The organism is Dyadobacter sp. BE31 (genome assembly GCF_031457695.1).
Taxonomy (GTDB): Bacteria; Bacteroidota; Bacteroidia; order Cytophagales; family Spirosomataceae; genus Dyadobacter.
Genome location: NZ_JAVDXA010000007.1, coordinates 83,500 through 99,356 on the forward strand (window position 1 = coordinate 83,500; position 15,857 = coordinate 99,356).

The following is a 15,857-nucleotide window of genomic DNA, read 5'->3' on the forward strand; positions in this document are numbered from 1 at the left end:
GATCCGCCGCTGCGGCCCCTTCAATTACCCGGCCTGTGTGCCCTCGTTCCGGAAGCGGTACAGGAACGGTGCCTTGTTGGCTGCGCCGGTAAACTTCTTTTCCAGCCGTTCCAGCACGTTCAGGTCGAGGATCTTTTTCTGAAAGTTGTTACGGGCAAAGGCGCGGTCGAAAATGGACTCGTAGAGCTCCTGCACTTCGCGCATGGTGAAAGTTTCGGGCAGGAGATTGAATGCAATGAGCTTCTGATCGAGGTTCAGTTGCAAGGTTTTCAGCGCACATTTAACCATTTCGTGATGGTCCATGATCATCGGCGGCAAATCCCGGACGGGGTACCAGTCAATGGATTCGTCGAGCTCGGTTTTTCGGGGAACTACCTTGTTAATATCCACCAAAGCGTAATATCCGATCGAAACAAACCGCCGGGTAATCCAGTCGAACTCCTTGCGGTCGAACCGCTTGTCGCCGAGTTTGTCTCCATTGAGTTCGATCAGCCGTTCGAGGAAACGGATATTCGACCGCGGGGCGTCGCCGAACACCCTGAACTGTTCCAGGTAAATGTCTTTGATCCCCGTGCGGTCTTCCAGGATCCGGCGGGCGGCCTGGTCAATTCCCTCGTTCTGGTAAATGAAGCCGCTCGGCAAGGCCCAGAAATCGCCGCGGAAGTTCAGTTTGGGTACCAAAACGCTGAGCTGCGAATCCTGATAACCTAAAATGACGCAGTCGATGGAAAGTTGCTGGATGTAGTTCTGCTCGCTCGGTGAATGTATGTCCCTCATGTGGTAATGGCTATGGAATAGTCGCTTTGAAATGCTTGCTTTAAAATGCTGCCCGATTTTAGCCCGGCAATATCGCTGATAGGGCTTTCCCGCCCAAAGTTGTGTGCGGAAACATTTTCGAAACCGTTTTACTCAATACGGCCAAAAGTGCTGGTAGGGCTATTTATTGCATTGTTGATATAATTAATAGAATAAAATTTATTGTCTCAAAGATAGACAATAGTGCTTTTTACTGTACATTTGATGGTCACTAATTCAAACGACCTAACCAGATGAAGAAAAAATTACAGGGAGTACTGCTTTGCTGTGCATGGCTCCTCGTTGGTCACGTAATGGCGCAGGCGCCCAAAATGCAGGTGTTGGTTTTCAGCAAGACCGCGGCGTTCAGGCACGCGTCCATCGAGGCCGGGAAAAAGGCATTGGGCAAAATGGCGACCGAGAAAGGTTTTGGCGTCAGCTTTACGGAGGATGCCGCACAGTTTAAGGAAAGCAATCTGAAAAAATACAATGCCGTGATCTTCCTGAACACCACCGGGGATATTCTTGATGCGGAGCAGCAAAGCGCATTCGAGCGGTACATTCAGGCGGGCGGCGGCTATGTGGGCATCCACGCGGCAACGGATACGGAATACGAATGGCCCTGGTACGGCGCGTTGGCCGGTGCGTGGTTTCTCGACCACCCGATGCCCAACAATGTGCAGAAAGGGAAGTTTATCGTGACCCAGAAAAACCATTGGGCGACACAGGGAATGCCCGACGAATTTGAGCGGAGCGATGAATTTTACAGTTTCAAAAATATCTCCCCGAAAATCAACGTCGTCCTGAAAATCGACGAGAAAAGCTATACCGGCGGTAAAAACCCGGATTTCCACCCGATGAGCTGGTACCAGGAGTTCGATGGCGGCCGGTCGTTTTATACGGCCATGGGGCATACCGACGAAACTTTCGAGGAGCCGCTCTTTCTGAACCACCTTTGGGCGGGCATTCGCTACGCGACAGGTGGCGACACACCCAAGCCGGTAGACTTTGCCAAAGCACGCCCCGAGGAAAACCGCTTTTCAAAGGTCATATTGGCCGAAAAGCTCGACGAACCGATGGAATTGAGCGTATTGGGCGACGGCCGCATTCTGTTCATCCAGCGAAAAGGTGAAGTATTGCTTTATCATACCAAAACCAAAGAACTCAAAACCATTGCCAAGCTGCCCGTCAGCACGAAATACATGAGCAAGGAAGGTAAGGAGTCGATGGGAGAAGATGGCCTGCTGGGGTTGAACAAAGACCCGAATTTTGCACAAAATCACTGGATTTATCTTTACTATTCAGACCCGAACGAATCGAAGAACGTACTGGCGCGCTTTGAGCTGAAAGGCGACGAACTGGATTTGGCCTCGCGAAAAGTACTGCTGGATGTGCCTACTCAGCGGGAGGAATGCTGCCATACCGCCGGCTCCATTGCCTGGGATAAGGACGGCAACCTGTACCTCTCAACCGGCGACAATACCAACCCGCACGGCTCCAACGGTTACAGCCCGAGCGACGAACGTGCCGGCCGCGAGGCCTGGGATGCGCAAAAGTCATCGGCGAATACCAACGACTTGCGCGGCAAGATTATCCGCATCAAGCCGCAGCCGGATGGCACTTATACCATTCCGGAAGGTAACCTGTTCCCGAAAGGCACGGCGCAAACACGCCCGGAAATTTACACGATGGGCCACCGCAACCCGTTCCGCATCGCGGTCGACCAGCATACCGGCTACGTATATTGGGGGGAGGTTGGCCCTGATGCTGCCAAGCCTGATGCCAACCGCGGCCCGGCAGGCCACGACGAAGTGGGACAAGCCCGGAAGCCCGGAAATTTCGGCTGGCCGCATTTTGTGGGTGACAACAAGGCTTATAATAAATACGATTTCACCGCGAACCAATCTGGAGAGAAATGGGATGTGGCTGCACCGACCAACAATTCGCCCAGCAATACCGGTTTGAAAGTGTTGCCGCCGGCACAGAAAGCATTTATCTGGTATCCTTACGACGCTTCGCCCGAGTTCCCGCTCGTGGGTGCGGGCGGACGCAACGCCATGGCGGGCCCGGTGTTCTACTCGGACGATTTCAAGAATGCCTCACAAGCATTTCCTGCATATTACAATGGAAAACTGCTTGCCTATGAATGGATGCGCGGCTGGATTATGGCTGTTACGATGGATAAGGATGGCAATTACGCGTCGATGGAGCGCTTTATGCCGAGCTACAAATTCTCGAACCCGATGGATATGGAATTTGCACAAAACGGGGATCTGTACATGCTCGAATATGGTTCCGGGTGGTTCTCTGCCAATGACGACGCCCGCCTGATCCGTATTGAATACAACGGCGGTAACCGCAAGCCGAAGATCGAAATGGCTGCCAACAAGCAAGGCGGCTCGGCACCGCTGGCATTGAAGCTTACAGCTGCGGGCACCGGCGACGCCGACGGGGATGCATTGGCCTATTCGTGGAAAATCACATCTAAAAACGGTTTTACCAAAACCATCAATACCCAGGATGCGCAGCTGACACTCGCCAAAACGGGCGTTTACAAAGCAACATTGACCGTGAACGACGGCAAAGGCGGTATTTCGACGCAATCAGTCGATGTGACGGTTGGTAATGAAGCGCCGGTGCTGAGCCTCGATATGCCGGGTGCCAACAAGTCGTTTTTTGTGCCGGGCAAGCCGTTCCAATACGACGTGAAAGTGAAGGATAAAGAAGATGGCACATTGGGCAGTGGCATTGACGAGGACCGCGTCGCTGTTAACATCGATTATCTGCCCGAAGGTTTCGACAAAGTTGCTATTGCACAAGGACACCGTTCGGCAGATGCAGCTGCGGCCGGCGGCCCGGCGGCCTTCGCAACAGGCAAGAAGCTGATCGAAGCGAGCGATTGCAAGGCTTGCCACGCCATCAGTAAAAAATCGATAGGCCCGGCCTATACTGATGTTGCCCGTAAATACAAGGGCAACGGCTCGGCGGTGGAAACGCTTACCAAGAAGGTGATCAATGGCGGTGGCGGTGTTTGGGGTGAAACGGCTATGGCCGCACATCCGCAGCTTTCGGCAGCGGATGCCTCGGAAATGGTTAAATACATCCTGAATCTTTCGGCAGATGCCGCAGCAAATGCTGCCTTGCCGGTGAAAGGCAGTTACACAGCCGCATTGCCTAATGGCGACAAAGGCAAGGGCGTGTTCGTGGTGCGTGCCGCGTACGAGGACAAGGGAGCGAAAGGCCTGCCCGCGCTACGTTCCGAGCAGACATTCGTGCTGCGTAATTCGAACCTGGACGTGCATGGTTTCGATGTGTATGACAATGTCAATAAAATGTCGTACGGCGGCAATAATCTCGCCATTCCTTCGAAAACAGGTGCTTATATGGGCTTGAAGCAGGTCGATCTGAACGGTGTTTCGGCCTTCCGCGTGATGGCTATGGCACCGAAGCCGCAGCTGAATGCATTGGGTGGCAAGGTAGAACTTCGGCTTGACAGCCCCACCGGCAAGGTGATAGGGGAGTCCGCGTACCTCGAACCGTCGGACAAGCTGGATTTCAAGCCATCGACTTTGGATATTCCGGTGAAACTTCCGGCAGCGGATGGCAAGCCGCATGATGTGTATATGATTTTTGTAAACCCTTCGAAATCATCCGGCAGTCTGATGGTTGTTATGAGTGCACAGGCAGTGCTGGCATCGGCGGCTCAGTAGCGTTATCGCCTTGCATGGGTTTGTGTGCGGCGGTCCGGTTTTCTGGACCGCCTTTATTTTTAATGCTCCTTTATTCGGTTTTGAGTGACTTGACGGGGTCGGTCAGCGCGGCTTTCACGCTCTGAAAGCTGACCGTAAGCAATGCGATACTGGTGGCGATAAGCCCGGCGAGCGGGAATATCTGCCAGGAAAGCTCGGTGTGATAGGCGAAGTCGTTCAACCAGCGATCCATCACATACCACGCGGGCGGTGTAGCCAGCACGATGGCGATTAGCACCAGTTTGATAAACTCCTTTGACAAAAGCGTCACTACGCTGGCGACATTGGCACCGAGTACCTTTCTGATACCGATTTCTTTCGTGCGCTGCTCAGCGGTGAATGCGGCCAACCCGAGCAATCCGAGGCAGGATATGACAATGGCCATGATCCCGAAATAGCGGATGAGAGCGCCCACGATAAGCTCGGAACGGTACATTTTCTCGAAAGACTCGTCCAGGAAATGGTAAGTAAAAGGATAGTTGGGGTTGAATGCGTGTGCTACTTTCTCGATGTGTGCCAGCGCGCGCGGGGTCTCGCCTGCCTTGATGCGGATCATCATGTGCTCGGTATTGAGCCCTTTGTAATGGACCAGGATCAGCGGCTTGATAGCGGTGTGGAAAGAAGTAATGTGAAAGTCCTTCATGACCCCTACGATCGTGCCCTTACCCATCCAGAACTTCACCTGTTTGCCCACGGGGTCCTGCATTTTCATCAGGCGGGCGGCGGCCTCATTGATGATGTAGTTGGTGGTGTCGGCGGCGAATTCCTTGGAGAAGTCCCGTCCAGCGGCCATGCGGATATTCATGGTTTTCGTAAAATCATAACCCACAAACGTTGCATACACCGTATTGTCGATGTTCGGGTCGCGGCCGGTCCAGTCCAGGTCGCCCGAGTTGCCGTAGATGTTGGTAGGTATTTCACCAACTGTGGTGGCTGCGGAGACCGTCGGCGATGCGAGGATTTCCTGGCGAAAGGGTTCCAGCCGGTTGCTTAGCTCGCCTTCCAGCGGAATGTACACGACATTCTCCTGATCGAGGCCAAGCCGTTTGTTCTGAATGTAGTCCATCTGATTGCCTATGACCAACGTGCCCACGATCAGGAAAATGGAAAGGCCGAACTGGAACACGACCAGTCCTTTCCGCAGATGAAGGCTGCTATTGGAAAAAGTCATTTTACCTTTCAGGATCCTGACCGGCTGCATGGCCGACAGGTACAGCGCAGGGTAGCTGCCCGCAACGATCCCGGTAATGACCGTGAGCCCGATAATGGAACCCCACAGGAAGGGGTCGTTCCAATGCAGTTCGATGTGTTTGAGTACGATCTTGTTGAATGCCGGGAGTACGATCAACACCAGCAACGTGGCTAATATCGAAGCCAGTGTGCTCACGATCAGCGATTCGCCCAGGAACTGCATCACAAGGAATTTCTTTTCAGCGCCTACCACCTTGCGAACGCCCACTTCGCGCGCGCGTTTGAGCGAGCGGGCGGTAGCGAGGTTCATGAAGTTTACGCAGGCGATCAGCAGGATGAATACAGCTACGACCGAGAAGATGCGCACATATTCGATGCGGCCGCCGGATGGTTTCAGATTGGCATACTCGGTATACAGGTAGCTATCCGCCATTTTTTGCAGCAATGGAAAAGACGTGAGCTGAGGTGGCGCGGCTTTCTTGATGACCTGCCGCATGACCTTTTCGACCTTCACCGGATCTGCTCCCGGGGCCAGCAATGCGTAGGTTTTGAAACTGGAATTGCCCCACCATTTCATCCAGTCGGCTTCCTGGGCCTTGAAGTTGACGATCCAGTTGAACCGCACGGACGAGTTCTGCGGAATGTCTTCAAACACGGCGCTGACGATCATGTTCGAGGCATTGTCCAGTTTCAGCGTTTTACCCACCGCGCTGCTTTTTCCGAAATATTTTTCGGCCATTTTGCGGGAAATTGCAATGGACGTCGGCTGCTCGATCGCCTTGCCGGCCGAGCCCTCGATGAATGGTGTTTGGAACACCTTGAAAAAGCTGCTGGTTGCGTAAATACCGGTTTCCTTCGTCGATTTTTCCCCCGCCTGCACCAGGAGTTCGCGCTCGAAAGTGATTTTGGTGACGGCCCGGACATCGGTGACGTTCTTTTCCAGCGCTTCCTGCCATGGTCCCGGTGTAACGTCGCTCACGCCGGTCTGGCCGCGTTCACTGTAAGCAGAGCGGACGTAGTAGATATTCGAAATCCCGGGATAGAAGCGGTTGAAAGATAACTCGTCTTTAACCCATAGCCAAATCAGCAGGCTGCAAGCCATACCCAGCGCGAGGCCGAAGATGTTAATGAAGGAAAACAGCTTGTTTTTGAGCAGGCTGCGGACGGCGATGTTGAAATAGTTTTGAAGCATGGCAGGCCGGATTAGGACAAGGTAAAGGTGGCATTGACATTGTCTAAAAATGCGTTCCATGGCTACTTTTTAAATGTATTGTTCTGTAAGTCAATTAATTATTTATTGTTTTAAAAAGGTTCTTTGTTCGATTTCGGACAGGAGCAGGAAGCCGGCGGACAATGCTGCTTTGAAAATCGGTTTCAGAAAATATAGTAAAAGGCTTAATTGCCCATTCTTTTTGAGCTACATCACAAACGTTTATGAATCAGAGAACTGCCCTGCTGCTGACTTTCATCGTCCTGAAATTCCTCATTCACTATTTGCTCATTATCCCGGGCTACGACCTCCACCGGGACGAGTACCTGCACCTCGACCAGGGCAAGCACCTGGCCTGGGGGTTCATGTCGGTGCCGCCCGTTACCTCCTGGATCGCCTGGGTGATCCGTGCGTTGGGTAATGGGGAATGGACCGTGCGGTTCTTTCCGGTGCTGTTCGGAGCGCTTACCCTTCTGGTCGTATGGAAGGCAGTGGAAAGGCTTGGAGGGAGCTTGTTTGCCTGCATATTAGCCGGTTCCTGCGTGTTGTTTTCGGCTTTGCTGCGGTTAAACCAGCTTTTTCAACCCAATTCCGTCGATGTGCTTTGCTGGACGACACTCTATTTCTGTCTGATCAGTTATATCTCAACCCAAAAACGACGGTGGCTTTATGCATTTGCAGTAGCATTTGCCGTTGGGTTTTTAAACAAATACAATATCGCATTCGCGGTCATTGGTTTGCTGCCCGCCATTTTGCTGACGCCCCAGCGCAGCCTCCTGCTGAACAAGCACGTTGGCTTTGCCCTTCTGGCGGCATTGCTGCTTATTTCACCTAACCTGGTCTGGCAGTATCAGAACAACTTCCCCGTTTTTCACCATATGAAATTGCTGGCCGAAACACAGCTCGTCAACATGAACCGCGCCGATTTCCTTAAAGAGCAATTGCTCTACTTCATGGGCGCGCTGTTTGTGATCGTCGCGGGGCTTTACGCGCTGCTCACTTACCGGCCGTTTGCCCCATACCGTTTGTTCTTTTTTGCAATCATTATTACCCTGGCTGTTTTTACCTATCTGCGTGCGAAGGGCTATTATGCCATTGGTATTTACCCTGTTTACATTGCGTTCGGAGCCGTTTACATTGCCGCGAAAGTCAATGCGGCCTGGTTGCGGGCCGTCTTTGTAATGATTCCCATTGTCCTATTCATTCCGCTTTTCAATGTGGCGTTCCCGAACAAGACCCCGGAGCAGATCATCGCCGATCCGGAACCCTACCGGAAGTTGGGAATGCTGCGATGGGAGGATGGGAAGGACCATCAGCTGCCGCAGGATTTTGCAGATATGCTCGGCTGGCGCGAGCTGGCTGCCAAAGTCGACGCTGCCTACACCTCCATGCCCGACCGTGCCGTTACGCTGGTGCTTTGCGACAACTACGGCCAGGCCGGAGCCATTAATTACTATACCAAAGAAGGCGTCAGAGCCGTCGCATTCAATGCCGACTACTTAGACTGGTTTGACCTGACCCGAAAATACAGACACTTGATCCGCGTCAAAGAATGGCACAACAGCGGAACCGAACTGAAAGAAACAGGCCCACTGTTTGCCACCGGTTTCGCCGCGGATTCGGTGAACAATCGTTATTCGAGAGAATGGGGTACAACTGTTTTCGTCTTCCGCGACGCGCGGATCGATATTAATCAGCGGATAGCGGAAGAAATTGCTGAGGAGCGTTGGTAGCGGCGGGTTACCCGATAATCTTCGCCCGGTGCGCCAGCCCCCAGTAATGCAGCTCTTCCAGCACTTTTTCGAGCGAAGCGCCGTGTTCGGTGATGGAGTATTCGACGGTCGGAGGGAAAGTATCGAAAACCTGCCGGTTGATCAGCCGGTTCATTTCCAATGCTTTCAGTTCTTTGGATAGAACCTTGTCGGTAATGCCGGTAACTTCGGCGGAGAGTTGCCTGAACCGCTTGGGCCCCGACGATAGCGCAAAGAGTATCAGTAATTTCCATCGCCCTTCCAGCGCTTCGAGCGCATCGCGGATCGATAATGCGGTTTTGGGGCAGCCGTTTCCTGTCAGCATTTCAAGTATTTGGTGAAAGATGGTTTGCGTTACTATCCAATTGGAAAGTACTATCCGACAGGGAAAGTACTTTCGAACGGATAGCGAAGATAAATACTTTTGCTTCCTCACAAAACATCATTTTTATGGCAATCAGGAAATTTTCGAAGGGGCTGCATATTGCATTGTGGCTGACGCAGGTACTGTTATCGGTAACGCTTGTTTGGGGTGCCTGGATGAAACTGTTTCAACCCGCAGAAGCGCTGTCGGCCATCTGGCCGTGGACGGGGCAGGTACCGCCGCTGCTGGTGAAGCTGACGGGCATCGCCGATTTGCTGGCGGGTGTGGGCCTGGTGCTACCGGCGCTGACGAACATTCGTCCTGCATTCACCTTTGTTGCCGCTGCGGGAGTGGTAGTGCTCATGGTTTGTGCGATGGTGTTTCACCTTTCCAGGGGCGAGTCACCCGTTTTTAACATTGTTTTCGGCGCGCTTGCAGCATGGGTGGCATGGGGGAGGCAGGAGGGGGCTGCCTCCCTTTGCTAGTTAGTTGACCGACAATGAAAGCGGGCCGAATTCTTCAAAATGGATGTTCGACTGCTCGATGCCACGGTCGATCAGGTAGCCGTAATGCTGGCGAATGAACGGACCAGGGCCGCAGATGTAGTATTTGGCATCGGGATGCAATGCTTCTTCCGGAAGCTGGTCGAGGGATACCCAGCCGAGGTATTCGTTCGCGGCCAGTTTATCGGCGGAGTCGTAGAAAAAATGTTTTTCAACGTTGGCCACGGCTTCGGAAATGGCATGCAAATCGGCCTTGAACGCGTGTACCTGCTCGTTGCGGCACCCGTGTACCCACGTGATGGGCGCAGTCGCTTCGGTGCGTACGAGGGTTTCGAGCATGGATATTAACGGGGTCTGGCCCACGCCGCCGCTGATAAATACCTGCGGTTTGCCGCCCTCCGCCTGTAAGGTGAAATTGCCGGACGGTGCCGAAAGGTCGACCACGTCGCCGGGTTCGACGAAATCGTGCAGGCGGTTGCTGATCATGCCGTCGGGGTGCTGACTACCTGTTTCACGCTTCACTGAAATGCGGTAGAATTCGCTATTCGGCGCGCTCGAAAGGCTGTATTGCCTTGGCTGTTGGAGGTTGATTTCGGGAAGAAACAGGCGTATGCTGATGTATTGGCCAGGTTTAAAATCGGCCACCCCGCCACCATCGACCGGGTAGAGGTAGAAAGAAGTGATCTCGTCCGATTCCTTCACTTTTTTGCGTACGACGAAGGGCCGCCAGCCCGACCAGCCACCCGGCACGCTCACTTTTTCGTCATACAGCTTTTGCTCGTGCCCGCTCATAAGCGTTGCCAGCTGGTTATATGCGACGGCCCACGCGTCGAGCAGCTCTGGCGTGGCTGCCTCGCCGAGTACTTCGGCAATGGAGGCGATGAGGTGCCGGCCTACAATCGCGTAATGCTCCGGGCGTATGTGCAGGCTCGCATGCTTGTGTCCGATCGTATCGACAACTGGCAGGAGCACCGACGGGTCTTCGATATGCTCTGCATAGGCCAATACGGCCATGGCAAGGGCGGTTTGTTGACGTTTATTTTGTTGGTTACCCATGTTGAAAAGGTGCTTCAACTCCGGGTTGTGCGTAAACATCCGGTTGTAAAAATGGGTGGTAAGCAATACGCCGTGCTCTTTCAGGACTGGTACTGTGGATTTTACGAGGTCTTTTTGTAGTGGGGACATGAATTTGAAGTTTAAAATAAAGGACGTTTTTATCCTTTATTTGGGTAAAAAATATTATTTGTTGAGGGTAAGATGCCCGGCGAGGAGCCCTTCATTGAACTTACCGATGGAGGTATTTTGCAGCATGACCACGATCTGACCCCTGATCTTTTTGAAATCGTTGTGCAGCGGACACGGGTTGGCCTCCGAGCAATAGCTGAGGCCCATTCCGCAGCCGGTGAAAATGCTGTCGCCTTCAATGGCCTGGACAATGTCGGCCAGGGGGCGTTGCAAGCCTCCAGAATCCACATAAAATCCCCCGTTAGGGCCTTTCGAAGACAGGATAAGCCCGTCTTTACTTAGCTTTTGCAGGATTTTGGCCAGGAATGGTTCAGGCGAGTTGATATGCACGGCAATCTCGCGGATTCCGACCTTCTGGCCTTCCTCCGACTTTTGAGCAATGTAAAACACCGCCCGCATCGCATACTCGCATGTTTTTGAAAATATTCCCATGGATTGATTCAGGTATTTCGCCGCTTACCTGCCGCAAAGGTAATCACTGAGTAGTTAATAAAAGATATTTTTGTCTTTTATTGTTTGCGCATCGCCAGAAAGCTTTCTAGCGATGCCTTCGGGTCATTTTTTGTGAAACTTGAAATTTTTTAAAAAATTTTTTCCAATTCCTGTCCAGATCTGAAAGCCTGGTTGTCATTAGGTTTTTTAACTCAAAAAATTCTCAAAATGGAAACCAGACTTAATTTCTTCGAAAAAGGACAAAATGCAGTAAAGCCGCTTTTTAACCTGAATGGCTATATCAAAAAATCGACGCTTGGCCGCCAGTTGGTGGAGCTGATCGACTTCCGTATTTCTCAGATCAACGGATGCGCTTACTGCCTGGATATGCATTCCAAAGAGCTGCGGGCGATGGGCGAAACCGAGCAGCGCCTGTACGGGTTGAGCGCGTGGCGCGAGGCTCCTTACTACACCGATCGCGAGCGCGCCGCATTTGCGTGGGCCGAGGCCGTTAATGCCTTGCATGTGACCGACGAGGTATACAAAGAGGTATCGGCGCAGTTTACCGAAGAGGAAATCGTGGACCTGACGATGGTCGTTTCGGCAATCAGGAGCTGGAACAGCATCAATATCGCATTCCCGGCGGCGATCGGTACCTATCGTGTAGGCCAGTTCGGTTGATTTTGAACAAAACTGATTAGCTTTCGCATTCAGACACTTTAAAACATAACCACATTATGGACGAGTTCTTATTGGTATTCCGGCGCGATTTCAAGGACAAGGAAAATCAGCCATCCCCGGAACAGTTGCAGGAGCATTTTGAGAAATGGCATGCCTGGTACGACAGGATGACCGCCGAAGGCCGGATCGTGCTTCGCAGGCGGTGGGATGGGGAGGGCCTGGTGGTGAACGCGCAGAAGACCGTGCTGAATGGCCCCTATGCCGAAATCAAGGAGACGATCGGCGGGGCGGTGATCATCCGCGCGACGGACTACGAAGAGGCGGCCGAGCTCGCCAAAACCGTGCCGATTCTGGAATTCGGTGGGAATGTGGAAATCCGGAAGGCGCTCTGATTGCAGTTTGCTGATCCTTTTTGATATTTGCGAGGTCCGGCTTTCCCGCCGGACCTTACTTTCATGGAGGAAAAAGAGCTGCTGCCACACCTTTTCAGGACCGAATACCGCAAACTCGTTGCTGTGCTGTGCTACCTTTTCGGGATCGAGCACGTCGAGATCGCCGAGGACATTGCGAGCGACACATTTTTGGCCGCTGCGGAAACGTGGGCCATTAAGGGCGTCCCCGAAAACCCGGCTGCCTGGCTGTACACCGTGGCCAAGAACCGGACGAAAAATCATTTGAAGCGTAATGCGCTGTTCGAACAGAAAGTGGCGTCGGAGATCCGCTACTCGTCTGACAAAGAGGCTGAAATAGAGATCGATATGTCGCCGAGGAACATCACGGACAGCCAGTTGGCGATGATTTTCGCGGTTTGCAACCCGTTGATACCCGCTGATTCTCAGGTGGCGCTCGCGCTGAACCTGCTTTGCGGATTTGGCGTCCAGGAAATCGCGGATGCGTTTTTGCTGAACAAGGAGGTCGTGTACAAGCGTATCCAGCGCGCGAAGGAGAAGCTGAAAGAAGGTGAGATCAGCATCGCAGCTCCGAGCGCGACCGAGATCACCGACCGGCTGGAAACCGTGCTGACGACCATTTATCTGCTTTATTCCGAAGGTTACTATTCTATTTCCCAGAATACCACATTACGCAAGGAACTTTGCGCGGAGGCCATACGGCTCAACTTTCTTTTAATGGAAAGCGAGCTCACCGATCGCCCTGAGGTAAGCGCATTGCTGTCGCTGATGTGCTTCCATTCGTCGCGATTCGAGGCCCGCACGAATCAGAACGGCGAAATGGTGCTTTATGAGGACCAGGACGAGTCGCTATGGAACCGGGAACTGATCGAGCGCGGAACATATTACCTTAGCCGTGCTTCCACGGGCGATAAACTCAGCCGCTACCACCTCGAAGCCGGTATTGCCTATTGGCATACCCACAAAGAGGATTCTCCCGAAAAGTGGGAAAGCATTCTCGACCTGTACAACCATTTGTTGGCCATCGAATATTCACCTGTTGCCGCATTGAACCGCATTTATGCTTTGGCCAAAGTCCACGGAAAGGAAGCGGGGATCGCAGAAGCGGAGCGTTTGAACCTGACCAACAACCATTTTTACTATTCACTGCTCGGTAATCTCTACGCCGGCATCGACAAAGCGCAGGCTGTGGCGCATTATGAAACGGCCATCAAGCTCGCACATTCGGAGTCGGATAAGGCAATCCTGTTCAGGAATATCGCACGTTTGCAGGATAATGCGGGTTGATATTCTATATTAGGCCAATCTAATCTTGCAGACATGTCAAAGCTATTTTCACCTGTTACTATTAAAAGTGTCCAGTTCAAAAACCGGATCGCCGTTTCACCCATGTGTCAGTATTCGTCCGTCGATGGTTTCGCCAGCGACTGGCACCTTGTCCATCTCGGCAGTCGCGCCGTAGGCGGAGCGGGGCTGATCATCACGGAAGCCACCGGCGTATCGCCCGAAGGCCGGATTTCGTCCGAGGATCTGGGGATCTGGAAGGATGAGCATATCGAAAAACTCTCACAAATTACCGCGTTCATCAGCGCGCAAGGATGCGTGCCGGGCGTGCAGCTCGCCCATGCGGGCAGGAAGGCCAGTACGGCAGTTCCCTGGAAAGGTCGTGCCGAAGTGCCTCAAAACCAGGGCGGGTGGCAAACCGTAGCGCCGTCGGCTATTCAGTTTTCGGATACCTATCCCAAACCCGTTGCGCTGGATCTGGCCGGTATCGATAAAGTGGTTTCGGACTTTACCGCTGCTGCCCGACGCGCATTGCAGGCCGGTTTCAAGGTGGTCGAAATCCATGCCGCGCACGGCTACCTGGTGCACCAGTTTCTGTCGCCGCTCAGCAACCACCGTACCGACGAATATGGCGGCAGCTTCGAAAATCGCATTCGCCTGCTGCTCCGCATTATCGACGGCATCCAAACAGTATGGCCGGCCGATTTGCCGCTATTTACCCGCATTTCCGCCACCGACTGGGCCGAAGGCGGCTGGAATGCCGATGAATCCGTGCAACTCGCACAGATTCTCCAAGAAAAAGGCATTGACCTGATCGACGTGTCGACGGGCGGTCTGGCTGCCCACCAGCAAATTCCGGTCGGTCCGGCGTACCAGCTCCCGTTCGCTTCACGCATTAAGCGTGAAACAGGCATTCTCACCGGTACCGTGGGTATGATCACCAATTCCATCCAGGCCGAAACGATTCTGGTGAATGGCGATGCGGATATGATTATTATGGCACGGGAGATTTTGCGGAACCCGTACTTCCCACTGGAAGCTGCGCGGGATTTGAAAGAAACCGTTGCGTGGCCGGTGCAGTATGAGCGGGCTAAGTGGTAAAAGGAGCCTTTGCCGCATGGATCACTTTCCGGCCACTGCCTTACGCGTAAGCGAGCTTGCTCAGGATGGACGAATTATCGATGATGGGCGTCATCCGAAGGTCGGTGGCAATTTCAATGTAAGAGATTACACGAATATCTTCGTGGCCCGGATTAAATTTATGAAAATCGTTAATCAGCGTGTCTTCGGAGAAGCACATTTTTGCTTCGAAATTGTACGAATTGGTTAAAATTACCCCATCTTTTTTCGCTGATATGGTAAGCATATATTTGGGCATAAGGCTGTTGTTTATGAGTGATTTGTCTAAAAAAAATACGGCCGTAGGTGGTAAGCGATCTCCCTTTACCACCTTTAATGCAAAAACCTTGCCCTGTAAACGGGTTTTCCTATCAGAAAAATAGATTTTCTTTACTATTGTGGTAGACGACACATATGAAAGACCTCAAACACGAAAAAACACTAGCCGCCAAAGAAGCGGTCAAATACCTTTCCAATGGCCAGATCGTCGGCCTCGGCTCGGGGAGCTCCGCTTACATCGCGATTGCTGAAATCGGTGAACTGGTGAAGAATGGGCTGGATATCAAAGGCGTACCTACGTCGGAAAAGACGCGGGAGCTGGCGGAGTCGCTGAATATTCCTTTGCTGAAAATCGAAGACGTGGATTCGATCGATATTACGATCGACGGCGCCGATGAGTTTACTGCCGATTTGCAGTTGATCAAAGGCGGCGGCAGCTTTCTGTTAAAGGAAAAGGTCGTGGCTTCGCTTTCGAAACAGGAGATCATTATCACGGATTCTACTAAAAAAGTCGAGTTCCTGGGCAAGTTTACGGTGCCGATCGAGGTGATTCCTTATGCGCAGAACTATGTTTTAGCCCAGATTAAGAAGCTGAATGGAACGGGGAAAACCCGGCTGGTGGATGGCAAACCATTGATCACCGAGCAAGGTAATGTGCTGATCGACGGGGACTTTGGGTTAATTCAGGACCCCGCTCTGCTGGCCGACCAGCTAACCCGCATTGTCGGTGTGGTGGAGCACGGGTTGTTTATCGACATAGCTACTACGGTAATTATGGGTGTTGATGACATTACCGAGACATTCACAAAGCCCTGACAACATTGGGTATACATTACAAAAGCCG

14 protein-coding genes are annotated in these 15,857 nt (G+C 52.5%); 8 read left to right on the forward strand and 6 right to left on the reverse strand.

Going from position 1 to position 15,857, the window contains the following annotated elements:
* Nucleotides 1-24: 24 nt before the first annotated feature.
* Nucleotides 25-768, reverse strand: coding sequence for an NrtR DNA-binding winged helix domain-containing protein (locus J2Y43_RS28270; protein WP_309991356.1), 744 nt, complete (start codon nucleotides 766-768; stop codon nucleotides 25-27).
* A 281-nt stretch (nucleotides 769-1,049) separates the two neighbouring features.
* Between J2Y43_RS28270 and J2Y43_RS28275 the strand changes: the two genes are divergently transcribed.
* Complete coding sequence (locus tag J2Y43_RS28275; RefSeq protein ID WP_309990450.1) at nucleotides 1,050-4,505, forward strand: ThuA domain-containing protein; 3,456 nt, start codon at nucleotides 1,050-1,052, stop codon at nucleotides 4,503-4,505.
* A gap of 70 nt (nucleotides 4,506-4,575) precedes the next feature.
* Here J2Y43_RS28275 and J2Y43_RS28280 read toward each other — a convergent pair whose 3' ends face one another.
* A complete protein-coding gene (locus J2Y43_RS28280; protein ID WP_309990453.1) occupies nucleotides 4,576-6,927 on the reverse strand; it encodes an ABC transporter permease in 2,352 nt (783 codons plus the stop codon).
* A 242-nt stretch (nucleotides 6,928-7,169) separates the two neighbouring features.
* Between J2Y43_RS28280 and J2Y43_RS28285 the strand changes: the two genes are divergently transcribed.
* The gene (locus J2Y43_RS28285) at nucleotides 7,170-8,678 is read left to right on the forward strand and encodes a glycosyltransferase family 39 protein (protein ID WP_309990455.1); all 1,509 of its coding nucleotides are present in this window, start codon (nucleotides 7,170-7,172) and stop codon (nucleotides 8,676-8,678) included.
* 7 nt (nucleotides 8,679-8,685) lie between these two features.
* Here J2Y43_RS28285 and J2Y43_RS28290 read toward each other — a convergent pair whose 3' ends face one another.
* A complete protein-coding gene (locus tag J2Y43_RS28290) occupies nucleotides 8,686-9,021 on the reverse strand; it encodes a helix-turn-helix domain-containing protein (protein WP_309990458.1) in 336 nt (111 codons plus the stop codon).
* A 125-nt stretch (nucleotides 9,022-9,146) separates the two neighbouring features.
* Between J2Y43_RS28290 and J2Y43_RS28295 the strand changes: the two genes are divergently transcribed.
* Entirely contained in the window at nucleotides 9,147-9,545 is a 399-nt protein-coding gene (locus J2Y43_RS28295; protein ID WP_309990461.1) for a DoxX family protein, read from the forward strand.
* On the opposite strand, the gene hmpA is transcribed toward J2Y43_RS28295, so the two are convergent.
* Nucleotides 9,546-10,748, reverse strand: a complete 1,203-nt coding sequence (gene hmpA, locus J2Y43_RS28300) for an NO-inducible flavohemoprotein (protein WP_309990463.1) — start codon at nucleotides 10,746-10,748, stop codon at nucleotides 9,546-9,548. It lies immediately after the preceding gene.
* Nucleotides 10,749-10,802: 54 nt separating this feature from the next.
* Nucleotides 10,803-11,240, reverse strand: a complete 438-nt coding sequence (locus tag J2Y43_RS28305; protein ID WP_309990467.1) for an Rrf2 family transcriptional regulator — start codon at nucleotides 11,238-11,240, stop codon at nucleotides 10,803-10,805.
* A 228-nt stretch (nucleotides 11,241-11,468) separates the two neighbouring features.
* Between J2Y43_RS28305 and J2Y43_RS28310 the strand changes: the two genes are divergently transcribed.
* The 4 genes from J2Y43_RS28310 (at nucleotide 11,469) to J2Y43_RS28325 (ending at nucleotide 14,716) form a co-directional block, all read left to right on the forward strand.
* Entirely contained in the window at nucleotides 11,469-11,921 is a 453-nt protein-coding gene (locus J2Y43_RS28310) for a carboxymuconolactone decarboxylase family protein (protein ID WP_309990471.1), read from the forward strand.
* Between the two features lie 56 nt (nucleotides 11,922-11,977).
* Entirely contained in the window at nucleotides 11,978-12,313 is a 336-nt protein-coding gene (locus J2Y43_RS28315; protein ID WP_309990474.1) for a YciI family protein, read from the forward strand.
* 63 nt (nucleotides 12,314-12,376) lie between these two features.
* Nucleotides 12,377-13,618 (forward strand): sigma-70 family RNA polymerase sigma factor, encoded by a 1,242-nt coding sequence (locus J2Y43_RS28320; RefSeq protein WP_309990476.1) that lies wholly within the window; start codon nucleotides 12,377-12,379, stop codon nucleotides 13,616-13,618.
* 33 nt (nucleotides 13,619-13,651) lie between these two features.
* A complete protein-coding gene (locus tag J2Y43_RS28325) occupies nucleotides 13,652-14,716 on the forward strand; it encodes an NADH:flavin oxidoreductase/NADH oxidase (protein WP_309990479.1) in 1,065 nt (354 codons plus the stop codon).
* Between the two features lie 40 nt (nucleotides 14,717-14,756).
* On the opposite strand, the gene J2Y43_RS28330 is transcribed toward J2Y43_RS28325, so the two are convergent.
* Nucleotides 14,757-14,981, reverse strand: a complete 225-nt coding sequence (locus J2Y43_RS28330) for a hypothetical protein (RefSeq protein WP_309990481.1) — start codon at nucleotides 14,979-14,981, stop codon at nucleotides 14,757-14,759.
* Between the two features lie 167 nt (nucleotides 14,982-15,148).
* Here J2Y43_RS28330 and rpiA point away from each other — a divergent pair, with 167 nt between their 5' ends.
* On the forward strand, nucleotides 15,149-15,829 hold the full coding sequence (gene rpiA / locus J2Y43_RS28335) for a ribose-5-phosphate isomerase RpiA (RefSeq protein WP_309990483.1): 681 nt from the start codon (nucleotides 15,149-15,151) through the stop codon (nucleotides 15,827-15,829).
* The last annotated feature ends 28 nt before the right edge of the window (nucleotides 15,830-15,857 follow it).